Here is a 21602-nt window from a genome sequence, read left to right on the forward strand (position 1 = left end):
GGCAAGAAGGACCTGACCTTCTCGACCTGGCTCGCCCACAAGGGCGGCACCGGCAACGTCGCCGCCGCGTTCGTCGGAGCGCCCGTCGCCTCCGGCGCCTCGTTCTCCTCCGGCTACTGGCTGCTCAACCCGAGCAACCTCTCCGGCTACACCAAGTCGGTCGTCACCAACTCGGTCAACGCCGGCGCTCCCTACAACACCGAGATCGGCGCCGGAGCGACGGGCGCCCCGACCGTCGGCGCGCGCACCCCCGCGGGCCTCTCGCTCTACACGACCGTCATCGACGGCTCGACCGGCAAGCTCACCGTGTACGTCAACGGTGCGCAGATCTCGCAGAGCACGATCGCCCGCGACGTCTCCTCGTTCGGCCCGTCGCTCGTCGCGTACATCGCGCGCTCGACCTACAACGACCCGGGCTGGAACGGCGAGATGGACGACTTCGCCGTCTACGACAGCGCCCTCAGCAGCAGCTCCGTGCAGGCGCTCTACTCCTCGCAGGCCCTCGACCGCGCCGTCGCGTCGGTCACGGTGCCCACGGAGGCGACCGCCGGCTTCACGGTGCCCACCACCGCCAGCGGTGTCGGCATCACCTGGACGTCGAACAGCGCGGCCGTCGCGATCACCGGCGGCACCGCGACCGTCACGCGCCCCGCCGCGGGACAGCCGGACGCCACCGCCACCCTCACCGCCACCTTCACGGTCGGCACCGAGACCCGCTCGGTCGACTACCCGGTGCGCGTCGCCGCGCAGCTGGACGACGCGACGAAGGTCCAGCGCGACCTCGCCGCGATCGCGATCCCGAACGTCGGCGACATCCGCACGAACGTCTCGGTGCCCTCCACCGGCACGCTCGGCTCGAGCATCGCCTGGAGCGTCGTCAGCCCGAGCGGAGCGACCGTCCGCGACGGCAGCGCCGCCGGCACCCGCACCATCGACGTCGACCGCCCCGCCACCGGGAGCCTCGCGATCGACGTGGTCGTCCGCGCGACCGCGACCAGCGGATCCACCACCCGGACGCGCGACTTCACCCTCCGGGTGCAGCCGCTCCCCGCCGGCACCGACGACACCGAGGCGTACGTCTGGGCGTTCTTCACCGGAGAGGGCGACGGCGCCGAGCGCATCAGCCTCGCCGCCTCGAAGGGCGACGACGCGCTGAGCTGGAACACGCTCAACGGCGGCAAGCCCGTCTTCACCTCGAATCTGGGGACGATGGGCCTGCGCGACCCGTTCATCATCCGCTCGCACGAGGGCGACAAGTTCTTCATGCTCGCGACCGACCTGAAGATCGACGGGCTCCCCGGCGGCTTCGACACCGCGCAGAAGTCGGGCTCGACCCACATCGAGGTCTGGGAGTCGACCGACCTGGTGAACTGGTCCGCCCAGCGCCACGTCAAGGTCTCCACCGACTTCGCCGGCAACACCTGGGCGCCCGAGGCGTACTGGGACGACGAGCTCCAGACGTATGTCGTGTTCTGGGCCTCGAACATGTACCCGACCACGAACACGGCCGACCGCACCTCCGTCACCTACAACCAGATGATGTACGCGACGACCGAGGACTTCACCTCCTTCTCGGAGGCGAAGCCGTGGATCGACGTCAAGCGCGGCGCCGGCAAGGGCACCATCGACTCGACGGTCGCGAAGGACGGCGACACCTACTACCGCTTCACCAAGGACGAGGCGTCGATGACCCTCCGCGAGGAGAAGAGCACCGACCTGCTGGCCACCGTCTCGGGCTCGCTGCCCGGCACCGGCGGACCGGCGGACGAGTGGTCGCTGGTCAAGGAGAAGGTCGCCTCGGGCCTGCCCAACGGCGAGCCCGGCAAGACCTTCACCAGCGGTGAGGGCCCCAACGTCTTCCCCGCCAACGAGGGCGACGTGAACGGCCTCGACTGGTTCCTCTTCATCGACCAGCCGAACTACCACGACGGGCCGAACCACTACATCCCGTTCGGCACTGACGACCTGGCGAACGGCGACTCCTGGCAGCCGCTCGGAGCGAAGCTCCGCACGGGCCTGCCGCAGAACGCCGACGGCGGCAAGCCGCGCCACGGCACGGTCATCCCGGTGACGCGCTCCGAGTACCAGAAGGTGCTCGAGGGCTACGCCCCCGGCCTGGCCGTCGCCTCGGTCGCTCCGCTGACCGCGACGACCACGGTCGGCACCGCGCCGGTCCTGCCCCGCGCCACGATCACGACCGCCGCCGGCACCACCAGCACGGTCGACGTGGCCTGGGACGCCGTCGCTCCCGCCGCCTACGCCACGGCCGGGACCTTCACGGTCTCGGGCGTCGCGCAGGACGCGTCGCGCATGCCGGTGCAGGTCACGGTCACCGTGCAGTCCTCGCTGAAGGTGAGCGCGACCGCCGGGTCGCGCTGCGTCGCCGGCAAGGTCGTGCTGACGGTCGTCGGCAGGAACGGCGACACGGTGCCGATGGACGTCTCGATCAGCACCCCGGAGGGCGTGAAGACGATCGCCGGCGTGAAACCGGGCGCCTCCGGCTCCGCCGCGTTCACGGTGCGCTCGACGCAGCTCGCCGCGGGCGAGGCGACGGTCACCGGCACGGCCACGGTCGGCGGCACGACCGTCACGGCCACGGCCACCGCGCCGTACAGCGCGCGCAGCTGCGGCTGACGCACGGCACTCCCCGGGAGCCCGTCGCACCTCACCGGTGCGGCGGGCTCCCGTCGTTGCGGGGGGCGCGCCCGGCCGAGCCGCCGCGGTCCCGCCGAGACACCCCCCTCGGCACACGGAGTCGAGACACCGCCCTCCCACCGACACATCCCTCCCTCAGCGGCGTCTCGCCGCACAGCGCGGCAGCTCGGCGGCGGCGGGCGGGGCTCCGCGCGCCGCGTGCTTCACTGGAGGGATGACCACGCGTGACGACCACATCGCCGACTTCGCCGAGTTCCTGACCGCCTCCCCCTCCTCGTACCACGCGGCCGCCGAGGCGGCACGTCGCCTCGAGGGAGCCGGATTCACGGGGCTGGACGAGACGCAGGCGTGGCCCGCGGGGCCCGGCCGGTACTACGTCGTCCGCGACGGCGCGATCATCGCCTGGCACCTGCCCGAGGGCTCCGGGGCGACCACGCCCTTCCGCATCCTGGGCGCCCACACCGACTCCCCCGGCTTCATGCTCAAGCCCCGGCCGACGATCGGCTCGAAGGGCTGGCTGCAGGCCGGCGTCGAGATCTACGGCGGCCCGCTGCTCAACTCCTGGCTCGACCGCGAGCTCGAGCTGGCCGGGCGCGTGGTCACCCGCGACGGCTCGACGCGCCTGCTCCGGACCGGCCCGCTGCTGCGCATCCCGCAGCTCGCGATCCACCTCGACCGCACGGCGAACGAGGGACTCACCCTCGACCGCCAGAAGCACACCGTCCCCGTGTTCGGCATCGGCGACGCCTCCGAGGTCGACCTGCTCCAGCTGCTCGCCGCGCACGCCGGGCTCGACGACGCCTCCGACATCGCCGGCTACGACCTGCTCACCGCCGACACGCAGGCGCCGCGCCGCTTCGGCCTCGACGAGATGTTCCTCGCCGCCGGGCGGATGGACGACCTCAGCTCCGTGCACGCCGGCCTCGTCGCACTCCTCGCGGCGAGCGCCGATCCCGCGGCGCCGCCCGCCCACATCAGCGTGCTCGCCGCCTTCGACCACGAGGAGCTCGGCTCGGCGAGCCGGTCCGGAGCGAGCGGGCCGTTCCTCGAGGACGTCCTCTCGCGCATCGGCACGGCCCTCGGCGCCGGCGTCGACGAGCGCGCCCGGGCGATCGCCGCCTCCTGGTGCCTCTCGGCCGACGCGGGCCACTCCGTGCACCCCAACTACTCCGAGAAGCACGACCCCGCGAACCAGCCGGTCGCCGGGAAGGGGCCGCTGCTCAAGATCAACGCGACCCAGCGCTACGCGACGGATGCACGCGGCGCGGGGCTGTGGGCGGGCCTCTGCGAGCGCGCCGGCGTCGGGTACCAGGAGTTCGTCTCGAACAACTCGGTGCCGTGCGGATCCACGATCGGCCCGCTGACCGCGACCCGGCTCGGCATCTCCACGGTCGACGTGGGAGTCCCGCTGCTCTCGATGCACTCGGCGCGCGAGCTCGCCCACGTGGACGATCTGGTCGCCCTGACCGCGGCGATCGAGGCGTTCTTCACTTCCTAGGCCGGACCTGCGCACGGCGGACGGAGAGGCCGGACCTGCACCCGCGGGGCGGGGAGACCGGACGGGCGCAAGCGAGGCTGAGAGACCGGATCCTGCTCCAGGCGGACCGTCGGCCGCTCTCAGCCTCGATTCGTGCTCGTCTCAGTCGCCGGGCGGCCGCCGGCGCTGCTGCTTCGTCTCGGAGCGCTGCTGTTTCGCCGCGAGACGGCGGCGAGTGGAGCCGCGCGTGGGCCGGGTCGGCCGCCGCGGGGCGGAGGGGGGCGCGAGGGCCGCGGTGATGATCCCGCGGAGCAGCTCGAGGGCCGTCTCCCGGTTGCGCAGCTGCGAGCGCTCCTGCGCCACCGTGACGGTGACCGCTCCGGAGACGAGCCGCCGCCCGAGGCGCTCGAGCAGGCGGGAGCGCTGCTCGTCCGAGAGGGTCGTCGACTCCTCGACGTTCCAGGTGAGCTGCACGCGGCTGTCGGAGGTGTTCACGTGCTGCCCGCCGGGCCCGGAGGAGCGCGAGAACCGCCACTGCAGCTCCGATGCGGGGACGACGAGCCCCGGCCGCACCTCGAGATCCATGCGGCAAGCCTGGCACGCGCCCACCCGGGAGCGGGAGCGCCGGCGATCCGCTCCCGGGTGCGGTGTCCTCTTCCGGACGTGTCCGCTACAGGCTCTTGTCCCCGCCGTGGCCACGTCCGGACACTGGAGGGGTGCCCGGGCGGGCGCATCGGCCGACTCCTCAGGGCCACCCGAAGGCGTCGAGGGGTCGGCCGCACGGCTCGGTCCCGCGGGAGCTCAATCGCGCGGCACCGTCTCGGCGAGGTCGATCTCGCCGTCGTCCAGCGCTCCCGGTTCGAGCGCCTCCGGATCATCGAGCACCGGCTCTCCGGCACCGGCGTCGCCGTCGCGGGTGCGCGAGTCCGCCGCCCACGCCGTGCCGAGCGCGAAGAGCGTCGCCACTCCGTAGTGCTCCATCGCGGCGGCCACGCGGCGGCGGCCGGTCCGCGGATTCATGCCGAGCCGGTGCGAGGCGGTCTCGAGCGTGACGCCCTGGCGCATCAGCCGGAGCAGCGGCAGCCAGCTCTGGTCGACGGCTCCGATCGGCGCGGCTTGCCGCCACAGCACCTCGAAGTACGACTCGACCAGCCCCGCCAGCGCCGCGTGGCGCACGCCGAGCACGCTGGTCGGCTTCGTCTCGCCCCGCTCGAACGGGACGGCGAGGTGGTCGCCGTCGACCCAGAACCAGCTCGGCGGGCTCTCGAGGAGCCGGTACTCGACGCCCGCCGCCTGGTACGCCTCTACCCGGGCGAGCACCCGCGGGTCGCGCGCGCCGGCGGCCGGCATGATCACGCGCACCCGGTCCTTCGCCGCGAGCGCGTGCCCGAAGCGGATCGCCCGCTCCGTCGGCGGGTCGAGGAACCGCTCCACATTCGGGAGCACCGCCACGAGCGAGCCGGAGTCGCGCCGGACGAGGTCGAACCAGAGGTCCTCGGACGCGTGCGGACCGTGGCGGAGGAGGGTCGGCACGGGATCCGTCGTGTCCTCGCCGACCCGCCAGGCGCCGAGCAGCATCGGCAGGCCGGCGACGACGCGCTCGATCCCGTCCAGCGACTCCCTGCCCGCCCGCCGCGCCGACTCGGTGTGCCGAGCGATGGCGGCGGCCGCCCACTCCATCGGCGCCGGGAAGTCGAGCTGCTCACCCTCGCCGCCCATGAGCCCCCGGCCGCGGAGCCGCTCGATCGCCGCGGCGACCTCGGCCTCGTCGATGTGGGTCAGCTCCGCCGCGTCGGCCAGAGTCGCCGGCCGTCCCCGCAGCAGCGCAGCCAGGAGTCCGTCGTCGTCCATGCGTCTCCTTCGCCGTGGGCCGTCACCCGAGGGTGCCGTCTCCGGGGTCGAGGAGCAAGGGACGCGCGGCGGACGGCGGGGAGCGGCCAGGCGGGGGCGGGGCATGAACGCGTGCCGAGCACGGACCTCGGCTCACCTGAGGACTTCCAGCGGAGACATTCTTCTTCGCTGTCGATCGCGATCCTCCCCCGTGGCGCCTCGTCACCGGGAAGGCGGCGGTCACTGCGGACGTCCGGGTCCGGTCGGGAGCGCGGTGCTTCGGTCACTCGGACAGCAGCGGGATCGAGCGGCCCAGGCGCCTGCCGTACTCGGCGACGGCGCGGCCGACGGGCAGCCGCTCGGCCTCGTAGCGCTCGAGCGCCTCGTCGACCGGGTGCCGCGCGAGGGAGGCGGCGAGGGCCAGCGCGTCGCCCGCCGCTTTGGCCGCGCCCATGGCCGTGTGCGGCCGCACCGTCACGGCGGCGTCACCGAGGAGGGCGACCCGGCCGCGGACCGTCCGCGGCGGGACGTAGTCGACGATCGCCTGCAGGAAGGGCTGCGACTCGGCCAGGACGGCAGCCGCGAAGGGCGGCGGCAGGCGGTCGACCGCGTCCTCCTCGAGCCGGCGGCGGAGATCGGGAGCGAGGTCGCCGGGCGCGAGGGACACGCTCTCCGACGCACGGCCGGACGCCGTCATCACTCCGCGGAGGGCCTCCTCCGAGAGGGGCCGGTACCAGACCCAGTTGTAGCGCCGGCGGCCGGGCTCCACCTCGCCGGCGGGTCCGGGGACGAGGTATCCGAGCATGTACTCGCCGGGCGCGGTGTAGAAGGCGAAGCGTCCGAGCAGAGTCGCCGCGGCCCCGGCGGGGAGCGCCGACTCCGGGATCAGCCCGCGCCAGGTCGAGTAGCCGGCGGAGCGGTTCGCGGGCGCCTCGGGCGCGACCGCCGCGCGCACGACGGATCCGAGGCCGTCGGCTCCGATGACGACGTCGAACTCCAGGCCGCTCCCGTCGCGCAGCTCGACGACGACCGGGTCCGTCCCGACCGAGGGGCGCACCCCGGCGACGGCATGGCCGAGGAGGTAGCGGTCGGCGGGGATCCGCGAGCGGAGCGTGTCGTAGAGGTGGTCCCACGACACCTGCGCCTGCGGGGAGGGGTCGCGGCCGATCACGCGCCCGGAGCGGTCGAGGGTGATCCGCTCGTGCGCGACGACGCCGACCCGCGCCTCGCCGTCGCGGCCGATCGCGTGCAGGAGGTCGATCAGGTCCTGCTGGGCCACGAGCCCGGCTCCCCGCCGCGACAGCCCCGTCGCCGACCGCTCGAGCACCGTCACGCGGTGCCCGTCGCGGACGAGCAGGGCCGCGGCGAACAGTCCGCCGATCGAGCCGCCGACGATCCCGATGTCGAGCGGGCGCACCGGTCCTCCTGCTGTCATGTGCGCGACCGTACCGGCGAGTGGGCGGCGCTCGTTCCTACAGACGGGGGAACAGCCCCTCAGGCGCGGTCGTCCGCCCGCAGCGACCGGATCATCCCGCGGAGCAGGCGGGCCGCCACCTGCCGCTCCTCCTCCGCGAGCCCCTCCAGCATCCGCAGCTCCACCCTGCGGACGGCGGCGGAGGCCTCGGCGAGGCTGCGGCGCCCGCGCTCGGTGAGCCGGGCGGGGAGCGCCTTGCCGACCGGAGCCGCGTCGGGGCGGCTGACGACGCCGTCGCGCTCCAGGGTCTGCAGCAGGACGTTCATCGACTGCCGGGTGACGAAGGCGCCCCGCGCGAGCTCCGAGTTGGAGAGGCCCGGCTTCTGGGCGAGGAGCTCGAGGCAGGAGTAGTGGGTGACCGTCATCCCGAGCGGGCGCAGCACCGCCTCCATCGCCGCGCGCAGGGCGCTCGACGCCTCCTTGAGGAGGTAGCCGAGCGAGGTCTCGAGGTCGATGCCGTCTTGACTCATGTCAGTATTCTGACATACGCTGCGGTGTGTCAGAAAGCTGACACAACCGAGGAGGAACCCCATGCCCGTCACCGGCCCCGACTTCGTCTCGCTCCAGGTCCGCGACCTCGCGGCGTCCCAGGCGTTCTACGAGCAGTACCTCGGCCTGGTCCGCTCGCCCGCCGGCCCGCCGCACGCCGTCGTCTTCACGACGACTCCGATCGCCTTCGCCCTGCGCGACCTCGCGCCGGGGACCGACCTCGACTCCGCCTCCCGCCCCGGGGTGGGCGCCGCGATCTGGCTGCACGCGACCGGCGTGCAGGAGATCCACGACGCGCTCGTCTCCGACGGGCACCCCGTCGTCGCGGCTCCGATCGACGGCCCGTTCGGCCGCACCTTCACCTTCGCCGACCCGGACGGGTACCACGTCACCCTGCACGACCGCGCCTGAGCGGCGCGGCTCCCGGGCCGGGCGCCTCAGCCCATCGCGCGCAGCTGGGCGGCGAAGAGGTGCAGCGAGCGGTCGACCTCGGGCAGCGCCGGCGTCCGGTTGAGGTGCCCGTGGGGCATCCCGGCCGCCAGGTGCCCGGTCACGGCGACGCCCGCCTCCGCGAGCTGGCGCAGGAGCAGCTCTGCCGACCCCCGCAGCTCGTCGTACTCGTTCACGAGGACCGTGACCGGAGGCAGACCCGCCAACGGCGCGGAGCCGGGCAGCGCCTCGACGGGCAGGTCGGAGATCCGGCCGAGGTAGGTGCGCACCATGCCCTCGATGCTCGACGGAGGGAAGCGGAGGACCGGCGGCAGCTCGCGCAGCTCGGCCGCGATCGCGTCGTCGACGGCCGGGTTGGGGAAGTGCGCGAAGGGGTAGGCCAGGAGCACGTGCTCCGGCAGCCGAGCGCCGGCGTCGCGCTCGCGGAGGACCGCGCCGAGGGCGAGAGCCGCTCCCGCGCTCGCGCCGCCGATCGCGACGGGCGTGGATCCGGCCTCCGTGGAGCGGAGGTGGCGCCAGGCGGCGTGCACGTCGTCGAGCGGGACGGGGTAGCGGACGTCGGGGCCGGCGAGCCGGTAGTCGACGGAGACGACCCGGGCCCGCGCCCGGTGGGCGAGCTCCGCAGCGACGACGTGCGACTCGCGCATGTCGACGCTGCCGGCGGCGAACCCCCCTCCGTGCACCCAGAGCAGATCGCGCTCGGGAGCAGCGGGGGCGTACACGCGCAGCGGGACCGGCCCGTGCGGGCCGGGCGCCGACTCCGTGACGACGTCGACCCCCTCGGGAAGCGACCAGGGCCCCGGATCCTCCTCGAAGGCGGCCATGCGGGCGGCCTGCTCGGCGTCGAGCGGATACGCGAGGCCGGCCAGGAGGGGCAGCCGAGCGGCGAGGTACGGATCGAGCGGCATCGGCGCCTCCTGCGGGGTCGGGGTCGCGGACCACGCTAGTCCGGCCGCGGGTCCTCGAGCGGCGCCGGCTCAGCCGCGGCGCTGCAGGAGCAGCACGCCGTCCAGGAGCACGGCGGCCGTGCCGTCGGGAGCGGTCACGGCGCGCTCCCGCGTCTCGACGAGCTCCGCGGTCCAGTCGGCGGGGTCGAGGGCCAGCTCGGCGAGCTCCTCCTCCGGGCCGACGAGGTGCATCGCTCCGTGGCGGTGGTCGTCGCCGCTCGCCCACGGCGGGGGCGCGGCGTGCGAGACGACGGCGAGGCGGCCGCCGGGAGCGACGACGGAGGCGGCCCGCCGCAGCACGTCGATCCGCGGGAACTCGGCCATCGAGTGCAGGAAGCTCGCCGCCACCAGGTCGAACTCCCCCACGACCGGCCAGTCCTCGGCGAGGTCGGCCTGCACGAAGTCCACCTCGGCGCCCCGCTCGGCCGCGGCCGCGCGGGCCCGGCCCAGCGCCGTCTCGGAGAGGTCGAGCCCGGTCACGCGCCAGCCGAGCGACGCCAGCCACAGCGCGTCCGCCCCCTCGCCGGCGCCGAGGTCGAGGGCGCGGCCCGGGGGCAGCGAGCCGACCAGCCGGACCAGCGTCGCGTTCGGCCGGCCCGACCAGATCCGATCGGAGTCGGCGTAGCGCGCCTCCCACTGCTCGCGTGCGGTGCTCATGCTGCTCCTCGTCCCCGGGCGCAGGGGCACCCGGGTCGAGGATGCCGCGCCGCCGCTCCGGCCGCCAGCGGTCGTGCCGAAGCGGCACGGGCCCGTGTCCGCGGACGAGACGGCCGGACGGAGCCGCGGCGCCGGGCGGACCCGCCGGACGCACTTCCCCGACACGACCTGCGCCGATTAGCGTCGGGGCATGGCCCTCCGACTCGAAGAGATCATCGTCGACTGCACCGACTTCCGGACCCTCGGTCACTGGTGGCAGGAGGCGCTCGGCTGGGACGTCGTGGACGAGGACGAGGACGGCATCGAGCTGCTCGCCCCGTCGGGCCGCGGGCCGAGTCTGCTCTTCCTCGACGTGCCCGAGCGCAAGACCGTGAAGAACCGCCTGCACCTGGATTTCGTGCCGGACGACCAGGAGGCGGAGGTCGCGCGGCTGGTCGCCCTGGGGGCGACGCGGTCCGATGTCGGGCAGGGCGAGCAGTCGTGGGTCGTGCTCGCCGACCCGGAGGGCAACGAGTTCTGCATCCTCTCGGCGCGGGAGTGAGAGCGCTTCCACTTTCCAGGACGGTTGTCGGGAAAGCGCTTCCATGCGCACGCATCGAAAAGGATCCTGAGATGTCAAGGGTAGAACGATCGTTCTCGACTCCCTAGCATCGCCTCCGACGCGTTGTCCGACCGGGAGCGCGCGGAGCCGAGGAGTCACCGTGACCACCTACGACAGACCTGTCGCCGCCGTCGGCATGACGCAGTCGCAGCAGCAGGGCGAGCTGCTCGCCGGCCGCGCCCTCGAGAACCGCGCCCTCGGCCTCTACGCGTACGCCTACCGCCTCACGCTCTCGGACTCCGCGGCGAGCGCCGCCCTCCGCCACGCCGCGGTCACCGTCCGCAGCGGACGGCCGCAGGGACTCGACGACACAGGCGCCCTCGACCTGATGCGCACCGAGGTCGGGCGCGCGAGCGTGCAGCGCGGCGGCTCCGCGATGGAGCGCGCCGAGCAGGCCGCCCCGGCGATCCGCGAGGACGACCTGCTGCGCTCGGGCTTCCACCACCGCCTGCACGCCCTGCCGACGCTCGAGCGTCAGGCCTGGCTGCTCCGCCACACCGGCGGCCACGACGTCGACGCGATCGCGGCGATGCTGCAGGAGTCCGCGGAGTGCATCCGCTCGGCCCTCGCCTCGGCCGCCCGCACGCTGGTCGCGGGCGAGCTGGCCGAGAGCGAGTCCGCGGAGTAGCGCGGCACGAGGTGCCCGAGAGACGCCGGGTCCAGCCGGCGGCGCCCCTCAGGCGTCTGGGACCCGGCCGCGACTCGGCGCGACCGGGAAGGCGGGGTCAGTCGAGGTAGTCGATGTCGTCCCACGGCCGGTGGACGTCACCGGTGTCGCGGTCGTCGTCCGGCACCTCGAGCTCCTCGAAGATCACCGGCACGCCCGTCGAGATCAGGACGCTGACCTGGCGGTTCCCCACGATCACGAAGTCGACGAGGCCTCCTCCGGCCTGTGTCGCCTCGGTCGCCGACCGCTTCAGATCGGCGACGTCGGTCCCCTGGGACAGCCCGTAGGTCTTGCCCTCGATGGTGACGGTGGTGCGGATCATGTGGCGCTGCTGCTCCTCGGCTCGATCGGTTCAGAGTACGAATCGCGGAAGACGGCTGCCAGGCCTTGCGGTGGAGGCTCGCGGCTGCCACGGGTGAAGGGGCCGGCTGAGGCGAGCGGCGTCCGGAGCCGAGGTCAGAAGCAGCGGGACGGGCCGCTCGGGCGGATCCGCCGCTCCTGACCTCGGTTACGGACGCCGGGCGGCGGAGTCAACCGGGCGCGGTGGCCGGAACGCGCGCCCTAGCGTTGACGGCGTCCGCACGTTCCGCATCCAGCGACAAGGAGGATCCGATGACCGAGAAGAACACTCCCGAGGACCCGCAGACCACCGACCCCGAGCACGTCGACCCCGAGACGGCCACCGACCCCGAGGGCGACCCGGTCGAGAACCCGTCGGGCTGACGCCCTCACCGGAACGGCCCGCGGCCGCCGGGACACCGCTGTGAAGGCGACGTTCCGGCGGTCGCGGGCCGTTCCCGTGTCCGGCGCCGTCATACTGGCGGAGTGCAGGCCGACGACGACGAGCGCAGGGATCTCGAGCGGATCCTGTCGGCCCGACCCCGCGAGGACGGCGCCGACCGGGACGAGCGGCGCGAGGCGCTGCGGCGGCTCGGCGAGCTGGAGGCGGAGGACGCGCCTCCCGGAGCGTCGCGGTCCGGCGCGCAGACCGGCGCCGCGCTGTTCGGGGCGCAGCCGGGCGCCGCACATCCCGGCACGGCGACCGACCCGCGTCTCCCCCTGTCCGCGACCGCACTCCCGCTGTCGGCGGCCACCGGCTCCGAGACTCCGGAGTCGCCCGCCGAGCACCCCGACCGGCGCGCCCCGCGGGCGCCCCACCCTCGCCGCCGCCGCCTCGTGCTCGCCGCCGCGATCGTCGGCGGAGCCGCGGTCGGCGCGATCGTCCCCACCGCGCTCCTCCTCCCGCCTCCCGCGGACCCCGTCGCCACGCCGACCGCCTCCGCCACTCCCGCCGATCGCTTCGCCGCGCTCGTCGAGGGCTGGGAGCCGACCACCGACGTCCCGCCGGGCCTCGCCCTGCTCGCCGGCGAGGCCGTCGTCTACGGCTCCGGGTTCGACACCGCCGAGAACGACCGCCTGCTGATCACCGAGCCGAACGGCACCACGGTGTGCCTCGCCGTGCAGCGCCCGGACGCGTCCTTCTTCGCCGGCTGCACCGGCTCCGAGGCGTTCTTCGCCGGGGAGCCCCTCCGGGTCAGCGGCACGACGCTCCGCAGCGGCGCCCCGGTGTACACGCAGATCCTCCTCCGCCCGGACGGCACGATCGAGGGCGGCTACCAGCTGGTGCCGGAGTCGCCGCAGCCCGAGGCGGCGGAGCCCGGAACGGTGGAGTCCGGAGCAGCGGCGCCCGGTGCGGCGGACCCCGCGACCAGCGAGCCCTGAGCCGCTAGGCGCGCGTCGCCTCCGCCGCGTCCGCGATCACCTCGGACACGGACGCCGTCCGCTCCCACACCGCGCGCTGCCGCTCCGCTCCCGTGCCCCGCGCCAGGACCCGTTCGACGCCGCACGCCGCGACCTCGTCGTCGCCCGACTCCGCCAGCGCTCGGCCCGCGTGGTCGAGCAGGCGCGCCAGCACCGCGGAGGCGGGGGCCGGGCAGCCGTCCACCGGATCGATGAGGTCGCCGGTCGTGCCGTGGCGGCTCGCCAGCCAGGAGGAGACGGCGATCACCGGAGTCGGCAGCGGCACGGGCGGGACCCCGGCGCCCGCGTCGCGGACGGCGGTCTCGGCGAGCGCCCGGATCAGGACGGCGATCAGCGCCGAGTCCTCGGCGTGCAGCGGGACGTCGGCGATGCGCACCTCGACGGTCGGGTGCGCCCGCGAGAGGCGGGCGTCGAAGTAGAGCATCCCCTCGTCCAGCAGGACGCCGCAGGAGGTGAGGGAGGCGACGACGCTGCGGTACTGCGCGAGGTCGCCCCAGATCCCGACCGGGCCCGCGGTGGGCCAGCGCCCCCACGACTGGTAGCGCCAGCTGGCGAAGCCGGTGTCGACGCCGGCGCTCAGCGGGGAGTTGGCGCTCAGGGCGAGGAGGGCGGGCAGCCAGCCGCGCAGCCGGTCGAGGACCGCGATCCCCTCCTCCGGCGACCCGATCCCGACGTGGACGTGCAGGCCGCAGGTGAACTGCTCGCGGGCGACGAGACCGAAGCGCTCGGCCATCCGGTCGTAGCGCTCGTCGGCCGAGAGGTGCGGCTCGAACGCGGCGGGGCTGGTCGCGACCGCGACGGCCCGGGCGCCGACCTCGCGGGCGGAGTCGTCGGCCAGGCGGCGGCCCTCGCGCAGGCCCGCCAGCAGTGCGTCGTGCGAGCGGGCGGGTGCGCCGACCGCCTCGATCTGCTCCGCCTTGAGCTCGGCGGCCAGGGCGACCGCCGCGGAGCCGCGCACGGAGCCGAGCAGCAGCGGCGCCGCGGGCGTCGGGAGGAACGTCTCGGCGTCGACGAGGAGGTACTCCTCCTCCACCCCGAAGGTGCGGGCGCTCATCGGAGCGCCTTCCGCTCGAGTCCCCCGCCGCAGCCCACCCGGTCATCCCACCGCGCCGGGCGCCCGCCGGGCAACCGTCCCCGGCCGATGTTCAGCCAGTGGCACGGGCGGCGCTCGCGGACGCCCTGCCGCTCGCGCGCTGTCAAGGCCGGGTGCGGCGGAGCGCGGAGCGGCAGGATCGAGGAACACCCAGAACCGGAGGTCCCCGTGCCCGACAGCACTCCCGAGCAGGACGAGTACGACGTCGCCGTCATCGGCGCAGGACCCGCGGGGACGGCCGCCGCTCTCCGTGCCGCGGAACTGGGAGCGCGCGTCGTCGTGCTCGAGGCCGCGCGTGTCGGCGGCACTTGCGTCAACACCGGCTGCGTGCCCACCCGCGTCCTGGCGAAGACGGCGCGGATGATGCGTGAGACCCGCTCGGCCGGCGACTACGGGATCGAGATCGGCACTCCCGTCCTCGACTGGGCCGCGACCGTGCGCCACGTGCACGAGCGCGTCGACCTGGTGCGCTCGATCAAGCGCGAGGCGCAGCGGTTCGAGGAGGCGGGGGTCGACCTGATCCACGAGGGCCGCGCCCGCTTCGTCGACGAGAGCACCCTCGTGCTCGACAGCGGGCGGCGGATCCGCGCGCGCTCGATCATGGTCTGCGTCGGCGGGCACTCGCGGCGGCTGCCGATCCCGGGCGCCGAGCTCGCGACCGTGCCGGAGGACGTGCTCGGGCTGACCGGGCTGCCCCGCCGCGTCGCCGTGATCGGCGGCGGCAACACGGGTGCCCAGCTCGTCACCGTCTTCAACGCGTTCGGATCCGAGGTGACGCTCCTCGACGTCGCCCCGCGGATCCTGATGACCTCCGACTCCAGCATCTCCGAGCACGTCGCGTCCGCCTTCGAGCGCCAGGGCGTCCGCGTCCGCACCGGGATCGAGACGGTGTCGGGCATCGAGCGGCAGGACGACGGCTCGCTCGCGATCACGTGGCGCGAGGGCGGCGAGGACCGCACAGCCGAGGTCGACGTGGTGATCATGGCCACCGGCTGGCCCGCCGACGTCGAGGACCTGGGACTCGAGAACGCGGGCATCGAGGTCGTCCGCTCGGCGATCCCCGCCGACCAGTACTTCCGCACCGTCGTGCCGCACATCTTCGCGGTCGGCGACGCGAACGGGCGCGACATGCTCGTGCAGGCAGCGCAGTTCGAGGCGGAGGCCGCCGCCGAGAACGCGGTGCTCGGCGCGAACCGGCGCACGCCCCAGTTCCTCCTGCCCGCCGGCGGATTCACGGACCCGGACTACGCGGGCGTCGGCTTCACGCAGGAGCAGGCCCGCGAGCGCGATCCGCAGTGCGTCGTCGCCTCGGTGCCGTTCTCGAACCTGGACCGCGCCGTCATCGACGACCGCGAGAACGGGTTCCTCACGCTGATCGCCGACCGGCGCCGCGAGCTGCTGCTCGGCGCGCACGCGGTCGGCGAGAACGCGATCGAGGTCGTGCAGTCGGTGACCACGGCGATGGCGGCCGGAGTCGACCTCGCGACCCTCGCGAACGTCCGCTTCGCCTACCCCACCTACAGCGCGGTGATCGGGATGGCGGCGCGCGCGCTGCTGGCCGAGCCTGCGCGGCCGACCGAGCTGGACTGACGCGCTACCCGATCCCGGGAGGCGACGCCAGCCCCGAACCGGCGGCCCGCCGCCTCCGAATAACTGGAGACGGGCACTCTGCCCGCCCCGCCGAGAGGAACCCCTGTGCCGATCCCCGCTGTCGACTACAACCACGTCCGACTCACCGTCCGCGACATCGCCGTCTCGCGCCCGTTCTACGACTCCGTCTTCGGTTTCGACGTCGCCTTCGAGGCGCCGCCGGCCGACGCGTCGCCGGAGGAGAAGGAGCAGCTGGCGTTCGTGTTCGGCGGAGTGATCTACCAGTTCCCGGGCGGACTGCTGGGCCTGCGCCCCGTCGCACCCGGCGACGACCGCTTCGACGAGGACCGGGTCGGACTCGACCACGTCAGCTTCACCGTCCCCGACCTCGACGCACTGAAGGCCGCCGCAGCCGTCCTCGACGACCTCGGCATCGCGCACGAGCCGATCAAGGACGCCGGCGGCATGAGCCTCCTCGAGTTCCGCGACCCCGACAACATCGCGCTCGAGATCACGTCCCCGAGCTGATCCCGCGCACGAACGGACGGGTCTCGATACGCCGCTCCGCTGCAGACGACCACCAGGCGTCTGCTGATCGAGCAGCGCGCGTATCGAGATCCACCCCCGCTGGGCGCTACCGGGTCCGGCGCCGACGGTACGGGGTCGTCGTCGACACCCGCACGAGGCCGGCGCGCTCGAGGATGGGCCGTGAGTACTCGGTCGAGTCGCTGTGCACGAGGGTCTTCCCGAGGTCCCGGGCGGAGGCGGCGCGGGCGGCGGTGACCAGGCCGTAGAGCCCGCGTCCGCGGTACTCCGGCAGCGTCGCTCCGCCCCAGATGCCGGCGAAGGCGGTGCCGGGGACGGGCTCGAGCCGGCCGCCGGACGCCATCCGCCCGTCGACCTCGGCGACCCACAGCTCCATGCCGTCGCCGCGCGCCAGGCGGGCGACGAGCGAGTCGGCGATCGACACGTCGACCTCCTCCTCGAAGGCGGCGTCGATCATGGCGCTGAAGGCGCGGACGTCCGGCTCGTCGACGACCCGCCGCAGCACGACCCCCTCCGGGACCGGCCGGTCCGAGAGCAGCGCCTCGACCGGGCCGATCATGATCGACTCGGCCTCGTCGGGCGCGAAGCCGTTCGCGACGAGCGCGTCGTGCAGGCCGGGGGCCTCGTCGTGGCCGCGGGTCTTCCACTCGACGCGGGTGACGCCGGGATCGGCGTCGAAGTGCGCGCAGGCCGCGGCGACCAGGCGGGCGATCTCCTCGGAGGAGGCGCCGCCGAGGTCGCGGTAGGTGACGAATCCGCGTCCGCCGGCGAAGGTCACCAGACGCAGAGGCCCCTCGCGCGTCACGGAGACGGCGCTCGGGGTCTCGGCGTCGGAGCGGAGCTGGTCGTCGTAGGCGCGGAGGTAGTCGGAGCTCATCGCCCCGACGCTACCCCCGGACCCGGGCGATCAGGTCCTGGATGAAGGGGATGACGTCTTTCGCCTGGTCGACGCTGGCGAATCCGGTCGCGATGAGCGGCCAGATCGAGCCGATGAGCGTCGCGATCACGGCGGCCACCGCAGCGATCCAGGCGAGGGCCGCGTTGCGCGAGACGAACGCGAGGGCCAGGCAGGCCAGGCCCACCGCGTAGCTGATGACGATCGAGAGGACGATCGCGCCGACCGGGACGTCGAGCGCCCCGGCCGTGGTCCCGTCGGCCGCGCCGATCAGCCCGAGGACGGGCAGCAGCACGGCGACGACGACCACGAACGAGAGCACGACGCCCGTGGCGAGCGCGATCCAGGCCGCACGCGGCTTGCGTCGCGTGCCGTACGAGCGGGTGCGCACGGGACTACTCCCGACCGGCGGCGGACGACGCGCGGTCGTCCTCGGAGCGGGGGGCGTCCTCGGAGCGGGTGGCGTCCTCGGAGCGGGGGGCGTCCTCGGAGCGGGTGGCGTCCTCGGAGCGGGTGGCGTCCGAGTCGTCGCGGGCGGCCTCGTCGGCCCGGGCGTCGTCGCGGTCGACGTGCTCGGACTCCGCCGGCGCGACCTCGACCGTCGCGGTGCGGGGGTCGCCGTCGTCGTCGACCGGCTCGACCTGGACGCGGACCACGAACTCCGCGGTCTCGACGACGGCCGGGGCGGCGTGCGTCTCGACGCGGGGGTCGTCCTCGTCGCGCTCGGCGGCGCGCTCGTCGTCGGCCGTCTTCTGGGCGGCTGCGCGCTCGTCGCGCTCGTCGGCCGCGCGGTCCATCGCGTCCGCGGCGTCGTCGGCGGCGTCCGCCAGGCGTCCGCGGGCGGAGTCGACGGCACCGGAGACGGCGTCGCGGGCGTTCCCGACGGCCTCGACGGCGGAGTCGCGGGCGTCGGACGCGGCGCGCTTGGCGGTGTCGACGAGCGGCTCCTTGTCCTCCTCCGGCTTCTCGATCGGGTCGAACGGGCCGTGGACGTCGGTCGCCTCGACGTTGACGACGACGTGGCCGCCGGCGACCGGCTCCGCCACGCGCTGCACCTGATCGCGCACGGCGTCCAGGACCTCGCGGACGGGGTGGGGGTACTCGACGACGAGGTCGATGTCGACGGTGGTGACGCCGTCGGCCTTCGAGACCGTCACTCCGGGGACGGTGCTGGTGCCCAGCACGCGGCGGGAGGCGCGGTCGAGGCCGCGGGCGACGGCTCCGCCGAGGTGGTGGACGCCGGACACGCGCTGGGCGCTCTCGCCGGCGGCGGTCGCGACCCGGCTCTCGGTCGTCGCGGGCTCGGACGGCGTCGCGTCCCGGCGGGCGGACTCGCGTCGGCTCTGCTCGTTCGGGGTCGACTGCTCGTCGGTGCGGATGCGCTCGACGGTGCCGGGCTCCATCGGATCGGACATGGGGTGCTCCTTCAGAAAGTCTTCCATCCCGCCTGAGCGGGGCTCTCCGGCCCTCCCGATCGGGAGGGCCGGACGGTGGTGCCGGCGGCTACTGCACGCGGGCGGTGCCGCTCATCTTCGTCCGCAGACCGCTGACGATCTGGATGACGACGGGCGTCTCCTCGCCGAGGAGGGCGTCCCACTGGCGGACGGCCTGGTCGACCGTCTGCCGGGTACGGGCGGGCGAGGCGCCGCGGCGGGTGTGCGCGGTGACGCGCAGCACCTTCTGGTGCTTGATCTCGAACGCGGTCACGTCGACCGCGACGATGGACGGCTCCTGCGACAGAGCCTCCTCGAGGACCTGCTCGGCGACCTTCGCGTCGATGGTGACGGAGCCGCCCGTGGGCGTCCCCGCTCCCTCTCCGGAGCCGACGCGCAGCAGCGTGGAGGTGCGGCCGCGGCCCTGGCGCACGATGAAGCGCACCAGCAGCAGGATGAGGACGAGCGCGACGACCGCGATGACCCAGAGGATCCACGGGGTGCCGCCCGAGAGGGCCTGGCTCGTGGGGTCGGCCGCGTCCTGCGCGGCGGTGGACACGTTCTCCTGGACCTGCGGGAGCAGCGACCCCACCGCGACGGCGCCGCCGGCGAGGAGGAGGACGAGGCCCACGACGAACAGGAGCAGCCGGTTGAGGAATCGGTTCGTGGTGGTCATCAGCGGACCGTTCCCTTCTCGGACAGGCGCACCTTGGAGCGCAGGCGCGGGGTGCAGTCGAACGTGGCGAGCTCGGCGTCGACGGCCTCGCGGATCGGCGTGACGTCGATGCTGCGGCCGGAGGTGCGGGAGACCGTCACGTCGACGACGCGGGATCCGACCGACACCGACACGTTGTCCGGGTCGACGTCACCGGCGTAGCCGGCGGTGCGGGCGACGGCCTGCGCGATGACGCGGTCGTCGACGATCGCCGCGGTGCGGTCCGTGCTGACGGCGCGACGGCCTCGACGGCCGGGCTTGAGCGACACGACGATCAGGACGAGCCCGATCAGCGCGAGTACGGCGCCGGCGGCGGCGGTCAGCGCGATGGGCGCTGCGGCCGCGTTCAGCAGCGAGGACGCTCCGTCCTGGGGGGCCACGAGCAGCGCGGGCTGCCCGAGGACGGCGAGGACCGCCTCCGTGCCCAGCCACGCGAACAGGAGGATGAGCAGCACGGCGAGGACGATCGCCGATCCGGAGCGGGACGAGTGCGTCTCGCGCCGCACCAGGCGCGGGTAGAGCGCCCGGCCGGCAGTGGTGGGAGTCGTCACGACACCCTCCTTCGTTCTCGGAGGTCGGCACCGGTGATCCGGAGGTCGACCCGGCCGATCGTGGAGCCCGTCAGTTCGAGGCAGCGCGAGCGGATGGTCGTCTGCGCCCGGCTGAGTCGGTCCAGCAGCGTCCCGGAGGAGCGGCGGCCCGTCTCGCCCAGGGGCGTGACGTGGATGGGGGCGTGCGCGACGACGTGGAGGCGTCCTCCCTCGTCGTCGAGCTCGACGGAGACGTCGGACGAGTTCACGTCGAGCGCCTCCGCGGTGACGGCCGACACGACTCGGCGCACGGCGCGCGAGCTGATCGTCGTGCGGCCGTGGCTTGCCTCGTCGGCCATCACCGCCGCGGTCACGAGGACCGCCGCCCGCGGAGGGTGTCGCCGAGGGAGCGCAGGTCGAGCTTGCCCTCGACGACCCGCCCGACGCCGTAGCCGATCGCCATGGCGAGGGCGACCCAGAGGAGCGCCCAGAAGCCGAAGACGAGAGCCGTCAGCGCGAGGACCGCGCCGAGGACCAGGCCGATGTGGGACGGAGTCACTTGACGCGGCTCTCGGTCTCGTCGTCCTTGTCGTCCGAGGGGATGAAGACGTCGGAGATGGTGACGTTCACCTCGGCGACCTCCATGCCGACGACCGAGGAGATGGCCTCGGAGACGGCGGAGCGGACGCTGTCGGCGAGCTTCTGCAGCGCGACGGGGTACTCGGCGACGACGGTGATGTCGGCGGCGACCTGCTTCTCGCCGACCTCGACGGAGATGCCCTGGCCGCGGTCCTGCGCGTTGATCGCGTTGCGGATGGCGCCGATGGCGCGGGCGGCGCCGTTGCCCAGGTCGTGCACGCCGGGGACCTCGCGGGCCGCGATGCCGGCGACCTTCTCGACGACGCCGTCGGCGATCGTGTTCTTGCCGGCCGAGGTAGCGGTGCCGTGCTTGGCCGAGGAGGCGTTGGCGAGGCTGGTGGGGGTGACGTTGGTCATGATCTTCTCCAGATGGTCAGAGGTCGTGGCCGGGGGCCGCGGTGCTCACGATCCGTGGCACATGATGAAGACGTGGCCCGAGGCCCGGACGTCCCGGTGGCTCAGCCAAGGTGCAGGAAACGTCGAGCGCGAATGCGTTTCGCGGCCAGCGGGCTGCACAGGCCCCCGCGGAGCCCCCGCGGAGCACTCGCGGAGCGGCCAGCGGAGTGCACAGGAGGTGGAGCACAAGGGGTTCGCGCGAGACGGTGAACGGAGTTCGCGGAGCCGGATTGCTGGGTACTCGCCGTGGACGCGCCGCCGCCAGCTAGAAGGCGCCTTCGCAACCGCCCCCGCGCCAGATTCAAGCCGGGAGCGTCTCAAGCACGTAGGGTCTCATGCGAGCAAGGCTCAACAGAGGGAAAATGATGCCGGCACTTCAGAGGAATTCGCGACGAATGAAGCGCGGAGCCGTTCTCGTTACCCTGCTGCTCTCGATCGTGACGGGTTGCTTCGTGCCGACTGCGACAGCTGCCGCGGCCGACGGAATCACGATCGTCTTCCAGTGGAAGAATACCGAGAAGCGAGCCCTGTTCGTCCGGTCAGGGGCGTGGAACGGCAACAAGGGCTTCGGTTGGGTATAGATCCAGACCAAGCACAACATTCACAAGTTTCTAACGCTCCGCTTCATCTCGAACAACCCAAAAGGTGCGACCTTCCAAGGATCGGATGCTCGCTACGAAGCATACGCCAATAAGAAGGTCTGCGCAGACGGGAAGTGCACCTACACGGACAGCATCCCCGTCAGGCTCGTCATGGC

The 21602-nt window shown here is 73.8% G+C and carries 25 protein-coding genes; 9 read left to right on the forward strand and 16 right to left on the reverse strand.

Annotated features, from left to right (window positions below; translation table 11 throughout):
• Nucleotides 1-2634 (forward strand): immunoglobulin-like domain-containing protein (locus C5C24_RS12610; protein WP_104305127.1); only part of this gene is annotated, 2634 nt, incomplete at its 5' end.
• A gap of 235 nt (nt 2635-2869) precedes the next feature.
• Nucleotides 2870-4153, forward strand: coding sequence for a M18 family aminopeptidase (locus C5C24_RS12615; protein WP_104305128.1), 1284 nt, complete (start codon nt 2870-2872; stop codon nt 4151-4153).
• Between the two features lie 141 nt (nt 4154-4294).
• Here C5C24_RS12615 and arfB read toward each other — a convergent pair whose 3' ends face one another.
• The 4 genes from arfB to C5C24_RS12635 all read right to left on the reverse strand — a co-directional run bounded on the left by arfB (nt 4295) and on the right by C5C24_RS12635 (nt 7906).
• A complete protein-coding gene (gene arfB, locus C5C24_RS12620) occupies nt 4295-4717 on the reverse strand; it encodes an alternative ribosome rescue aminoacyl-tRNA hydrolase ArfB (protein ID WP_104305129.1) in 423 nt (140 codons plus the stop codon).
• Nucleotides 4718-4933: 216 nt separating this feature from the next.
• Nucleotides 4934-5983: a hypothetical protein gene (locus C5C24_RS12625; protein WP_104305130.1), complete on the reverse strand. Its 1050-nt coding sequence runs from the start codon at nt 5981-5983 to the stop codon at nt 4934-4936.
• A gap of 262 nt (nt 5984-6245) precedes the next feature.
• The gene (locus C5C24_RS12630) at nt 6246-7397 is read right to left on the reverse strand and encodes an FAD-dependent monooxygenase (protein WP_219812879.1); all 1152 of its coding nucleotides are present in this window, start codon (nt 7395-7397) and stop codon (nt 6246-6248) included.
• Between the two features lie 59 nt (nt 7398-7456).
• Nucleotides 7457-7906, reverse strand: coding sequence for a MarR family winged helix-turn-helix transcriptional regulator (locus C5C24_RS12635; RefSeq protein ID WP_104305132.1), 450 nt, complete (start codon nt 7904-7906; stop codon nt 7457-7459).
• 61 nt (nt 7907-7967) lie between these two features.
• Between C5C24_RS12635 and C5C24_RS12640 the strand changes: the two genes are divergently transcribed.
• Entirely contained in the window at nt 7968-8336 is a 369-nt protein-coding gene (locus C5C24_RS12640) for a VOC family protein (RefSeq protein WP_104275730.1), read from the forward strand.
• Between the two features lie 26 nt (nt 8337-8362).
• Here the strand turns inward: C5C24_RS12640 and C5C24_RS12645 are convergent, their stop codons facing one another.
• Nucleotides 8363-9283 (reverse strand): alpha/beta hydrolase fold domain-containing protein, encoded by a 921-nt coding sequence (locus C5C24_RS12645; RefSeq protein WP_104305133.1) that lies wholly within the window; start codon nt 9281-9283, stop codon nt 8363-8365.
• Between the two features lie 69 nt (nt 9284-9352).
• Nucleotides 9353-9979 (reverse strand): class I SAM-dependent methyltransferase, encoded by a 627-nt coding sequence (locus C5C24_RS12650; protein ID WP_104275728.1) that lies wholly within the window; start codon nt 9977-9979, stop codon nt 9353-9355.
• A 190-nt stretch (nt 9980-10169) separates the two neighbouring features.
• On the opposite strand from C5C24_RS12650, the gene C5C24_RS12660 reads away from it, so the two are divergent.
• Together C5C24_RS12660 and C5C24_RS12665 are read left to right on the forward strand one after the other, a co-directional pair.
• Nucleotides 10170-10520, forward strand: a complete 351-nt coding sequence (locus C5C24_RS12660; RefSeq protein WP_104275726.1) for a VOC family protein — start codon at nt 10170-10172, stop codon at nt 10518-10520.
• Between the two features lie 160 nt (nt 10521-10680).
• Nucleotides 10681-11208, forward strand: coding sequence for a hypothetical protein (locus tag C5C24_RS12665; protein WP_104305134.1), 528 nt, complete (start codon nt 10681-10683; stop codon nt 11206-11208).
• Nucleotides 11209-11305: 97 nt separating this feature from the next.
• On the opposite strand, the gene C5C24_RS12670 is transcribed toward C5C24_RS12665, so the two are convergent.
• Complete coding sequence (locus C5C24_RS12670) at nt 11306-11569, reverse strand: hypothetical protein (RefSeq protein ID WP_104281583.1); 264 nt, start codon at nt 11567-11569, stop codon at nt 11306-11308.
• A 503-nt stretch (nt 11570-12072) separates the two neighbouring features.
• Between C5C24_RS12670 and C5C24_RS12675 the strand changes: the two genes are divergently transcribed.
• Nucleotides 12073-12969, forward strand: coding sequence for a hypothetical protein (locus C5C24_RS12675; protein ID WP_104305135.1), 897 nt, complete (start codon nt 12073-12075; stop codon nt 12967-12969).
• Nucleotides 12970-12973: 4 nt separating this feature from the next.
• Here C5C24_RS12675 and C5C24_RS12680 read toward each other — a convergent pair whose 3' ends face one another.
• On the reverse strand, nt 12974-14062 hold the full coding sequence (locus tag C5C24_RS12680; RefSeq protein ID WP_104305136.1) for a glutamate--cysteine ligase: 1089 nt from the start codon (nt 14060-14062) through the stop codon (nt 12974-12976).
• A gap of 207 nt (nt 14063-14269) precedes the next feature.
• Here C5C24_RS12680 and C5C24_RS12685 point away from each other — a divergent pair, with 207 nt between their 5' ends.
• Entirely contained in the window at nt 14270-15691 is a 1422-nt protein-coding gene (locus C5C24_RS12685; protein WP_258065219.1) for an NAD(P)/FAD-dependent oxidoreductase, read from the forward strand.
• Nucleotides 15692-15796: 105 nt separating this feature from the next.
• A complete protein-coding gene (locus tag C5C24_RS12690) occupies nt 15797-16219 on the forward strand; it encodes a VOC family protein (protein WP_104223996.1) in 423 nt (140 codons plus the stop codon).
• A gap of 106 nt (nt 16220-16325) precedes the next feature.
• On the opposite strand, the gene C5C24_RS12695 is transcribed toward C5C24_RS12690, so the two are convergent.
• The 8 genes from C5C24_RS12695 to C5C24_RS12730 all read right to left on the reverse strand — a co-directional run bounded on the left by C5C24_RS12695 (nt 16326) and on the right by C5C24_RS12730 (nt 20806).
• On the reverse strand, nt 16326-17114 hold the full coding sequence (locus C5C24_RS12695) for a GNAT family N-acetyltransferase (protein ID WP_104305138.1): 789 nt from the start codon (nt 17112-17114) through the stop codon (nt 16326-16328).
• Nucleotides 17115-17124: 10 nt separating this feature from the next.
• On the reverse strand, nt 17125-17523 hold the full coding sequence (locus C5C24_RS12700) for a hypothetical protein (protein WP_104305139.1): 399 nt from the start codon (nt 17521-17523) through the stop codon (nt 17125-17127).
• 4 nt (nt 17524-17527) lie between these two features.
• Nucleotides 17528-18547, reverse strand: coding sequence for an Asp23/Gls24 family envelope stress response protein (locus C5C24_RS12705; protein ID WP_181135531.1), 1020 nt, complete (start codon nt 18545-18547; stop codon nt 17528-17530).
• 88 nt (nt 18548-18635) lie between these two features.
• The gene (locus C5C24_RS12710; RefSeq protein ID WP_104238125.1) at nt 18636-19241 is read right to left on the reverse strand and encodes a hypothetical protein; all 606 of its coding nucleotides are present in this window, start codon (nt 19239-19241) and stop codon (nt 18636-18638) included.
• Entirely contained in the window at nt 19241-19831 is a 591-nt protein-coding gene (locus C5C24_RS12715; RefSeq protein WP_104225847.1) for a DUF6286 domain-containing protein, read from the reverse strand. The genes C5C24_RS12710 and C5C24_RS12715 overlap by 1 nt, the downstream gene beginning before the upstream one ends.
• On the reverse strand, nt 19828-20169 hold the full coding sequence (locus tag C5C24_RS12720; protein ID WP_104224003.1) for a hypothetical protein: 342 nt from the start codon (nt 20167-20169) through the stop codon (nt 19828-19830). The genes C5C24_RS12715 and C5C24_RS12720 overlap by 4 nt, the downstream gene beginning before the upstream one ends.
• A gap of 11 nt (nt 20170-20180) precedes the next feature.
• Nucleotides 20181-20369, reverse strand: coding sequence for a DUF2273 domain-containing protein (locus tag C5C24_RS12725; RefSeq protein ID WP_104223990.1), 189 nt, complete (start codon nt 20367-20369; stop codon nt 20181-20183).
• On the reverse strand, nt 20366-20806 hold the full coding sequence (locus C5C24_RS12730; protein WP_104275716.1) for an Asp23/Gls24 family envelope stress response protein: 441 nt from the start codon (nt 20804-20806) through the stop codon (nt 20366-20368). Before C5C24_RS12730 ends, C5C24_RS12725 begins: the two co-directional genes overlap by 4 nt.
• Before the next feature lie 434 nt (nt 20807-21240).
• Between C5C24_RS12730 and C5C24_RS12735 the strand changes: the two genes are divergently transcribed.
• Nucleotides 21241-21426, forward strand: a complete 186-nt coding sequence (locus C5C24_RS12735) for a hypothetical protein (RefSeq protein ID WP_104305141.1) — start codon at nt 21241-21243, stop codon at nt 21424-21426.
• Nucleotides 21427-21602: the final 176 nt, after the last annotated feature.

The sequence above is a fragment of the Rathayibacter sp. AY2B3 genome, from assembly GCF_002931755.1.
In the GTDB taxonomy this organism is placed as follows: domain Bacteria; phylum Actinomycetota; class Actinomycetes; order Actinomycetales; family Microbacteriaceae; genus Rathayibacter.

Bases quoted from the DNA above. Each gene is read 5' to 3' on its own strand.
- C5C24_RS12615 (WP_104305128.1), top strand. From the start codon at position 2,870: ATGACCACGCGTGACGACCACATCGCCGACTTCGCCGAGTTCCTGACC.
- arfB (WP_104305129.1), bottom strand. From the start codon at position 4,717: ATGGATCTCGAGGTGCGGCCGGGGCTCGTCGTCCCCGCATCGGAGCTG.
- C5C24_RS12625 (WP_104305130.1), bottom strand. From the start codon at position 5,983: ATGGACGACGACGGACTCCTGGCTGCGCTGCTGCGGGGACGGCCGGCG.
- C5C24_RS12630 (WP_219812879.1), bottom strand. From the start codon at position 7,397: ATGACAGCAGGAGGACCGGTGCGCCCGCTCGACATCGGGATCGTCGGC.
- C5C24_RS12635 (WP_104305132.1), bottom strand. From the start codon at position 7,906: ATGAGTCAAGACGGCATCGACCTCGAGACCTCGCTCGGCTACCTCCTC.
- C5C24_RS12640 (WP_104275730.1), top strand. From the start codon at position 7,968: ATGCCCGTCACCGGCCCCGACTTCGTCTCGCTCCAGGTCCGCGACCTC.
- C5C24_RS12645 (WP_104305133.1), bottom strand. From the start codon at position 9,283: ATGCCGCTCGATCCGTACCTCGCCGCTCGGCTGCCCCTCCTGGCCGGC.
- C5C24_RS12650 (WP_104275728.1), bottom strand. From the start codon at position 9,979: ATGAGCACCGCACGCGAGCAGTGGGAGGCGCGCTACGCCGACTCCGAT.
- C5C24_RS12660 (WP_104275726.1), top strand. From the start codon at position 10,170: ATGGCCCTCCGACTCGAAGAGATCATCGTCGACTGCACCGACTTCCGG.
- C5C24_RS12670 (WP_104281583.1), bottom strand. From the start codon at position 11,569: ATGATCCGCACCACCGTCACCATCGAGGGCAAGACCTACGGGCTGTCC.
- C5C24_RS12680 (WP_104305136.1), bottom strand. From the start codon at position 14,062: ATGAGCGCCCGCACCTTCGGGGTGGAGGAGGAGTACCTCCTCGTCGAC.
- C5C24_RS12695 (WP_104305138.1), bottom strand. From the start codon at position 17,114: ATGAGCTCCGACTACCTCCGCGCCTACGACGACCAGCTCCGCTCCGAC.
- C5C24_RS12705 (WP_181135531.1), bottom strand. From the start codon at position 18,547: ATGTCCGATCCGATGGAGCCCGGCACCGTCGAGCGCATCCGCACCGAC.
- C5C24_RS12710 (WP_104238125.1), bottom strand. From the start codon at position 19,241: ATGACCACCACGAACCGATTCCTCAACCGGCTGCTCCTGTTCGTCGTG.
- C5C24_RS12720 (WP_104224003.1), bottom strand. From the start codon at position 20,169: ATGGCCGACGAGGCAAGCCACGGCCGCACGACGATCAGCTCGCGCGCC.
- C5C24_RS12730 (WP_104275716.1), bottom strand. From the start codon at position 20,806: ATGACCAACGTCACCCCCACCAGCCTCGCCAACGCCTCCTCGGCCAAG.
- C5C24_RS12735 (WP_104305141.1), top strand. From the start codon at position 21,241: ATGAAGCGCGGAGCCGTTCTCGTTACCCTGCTGCTCTCGATCGTGACG.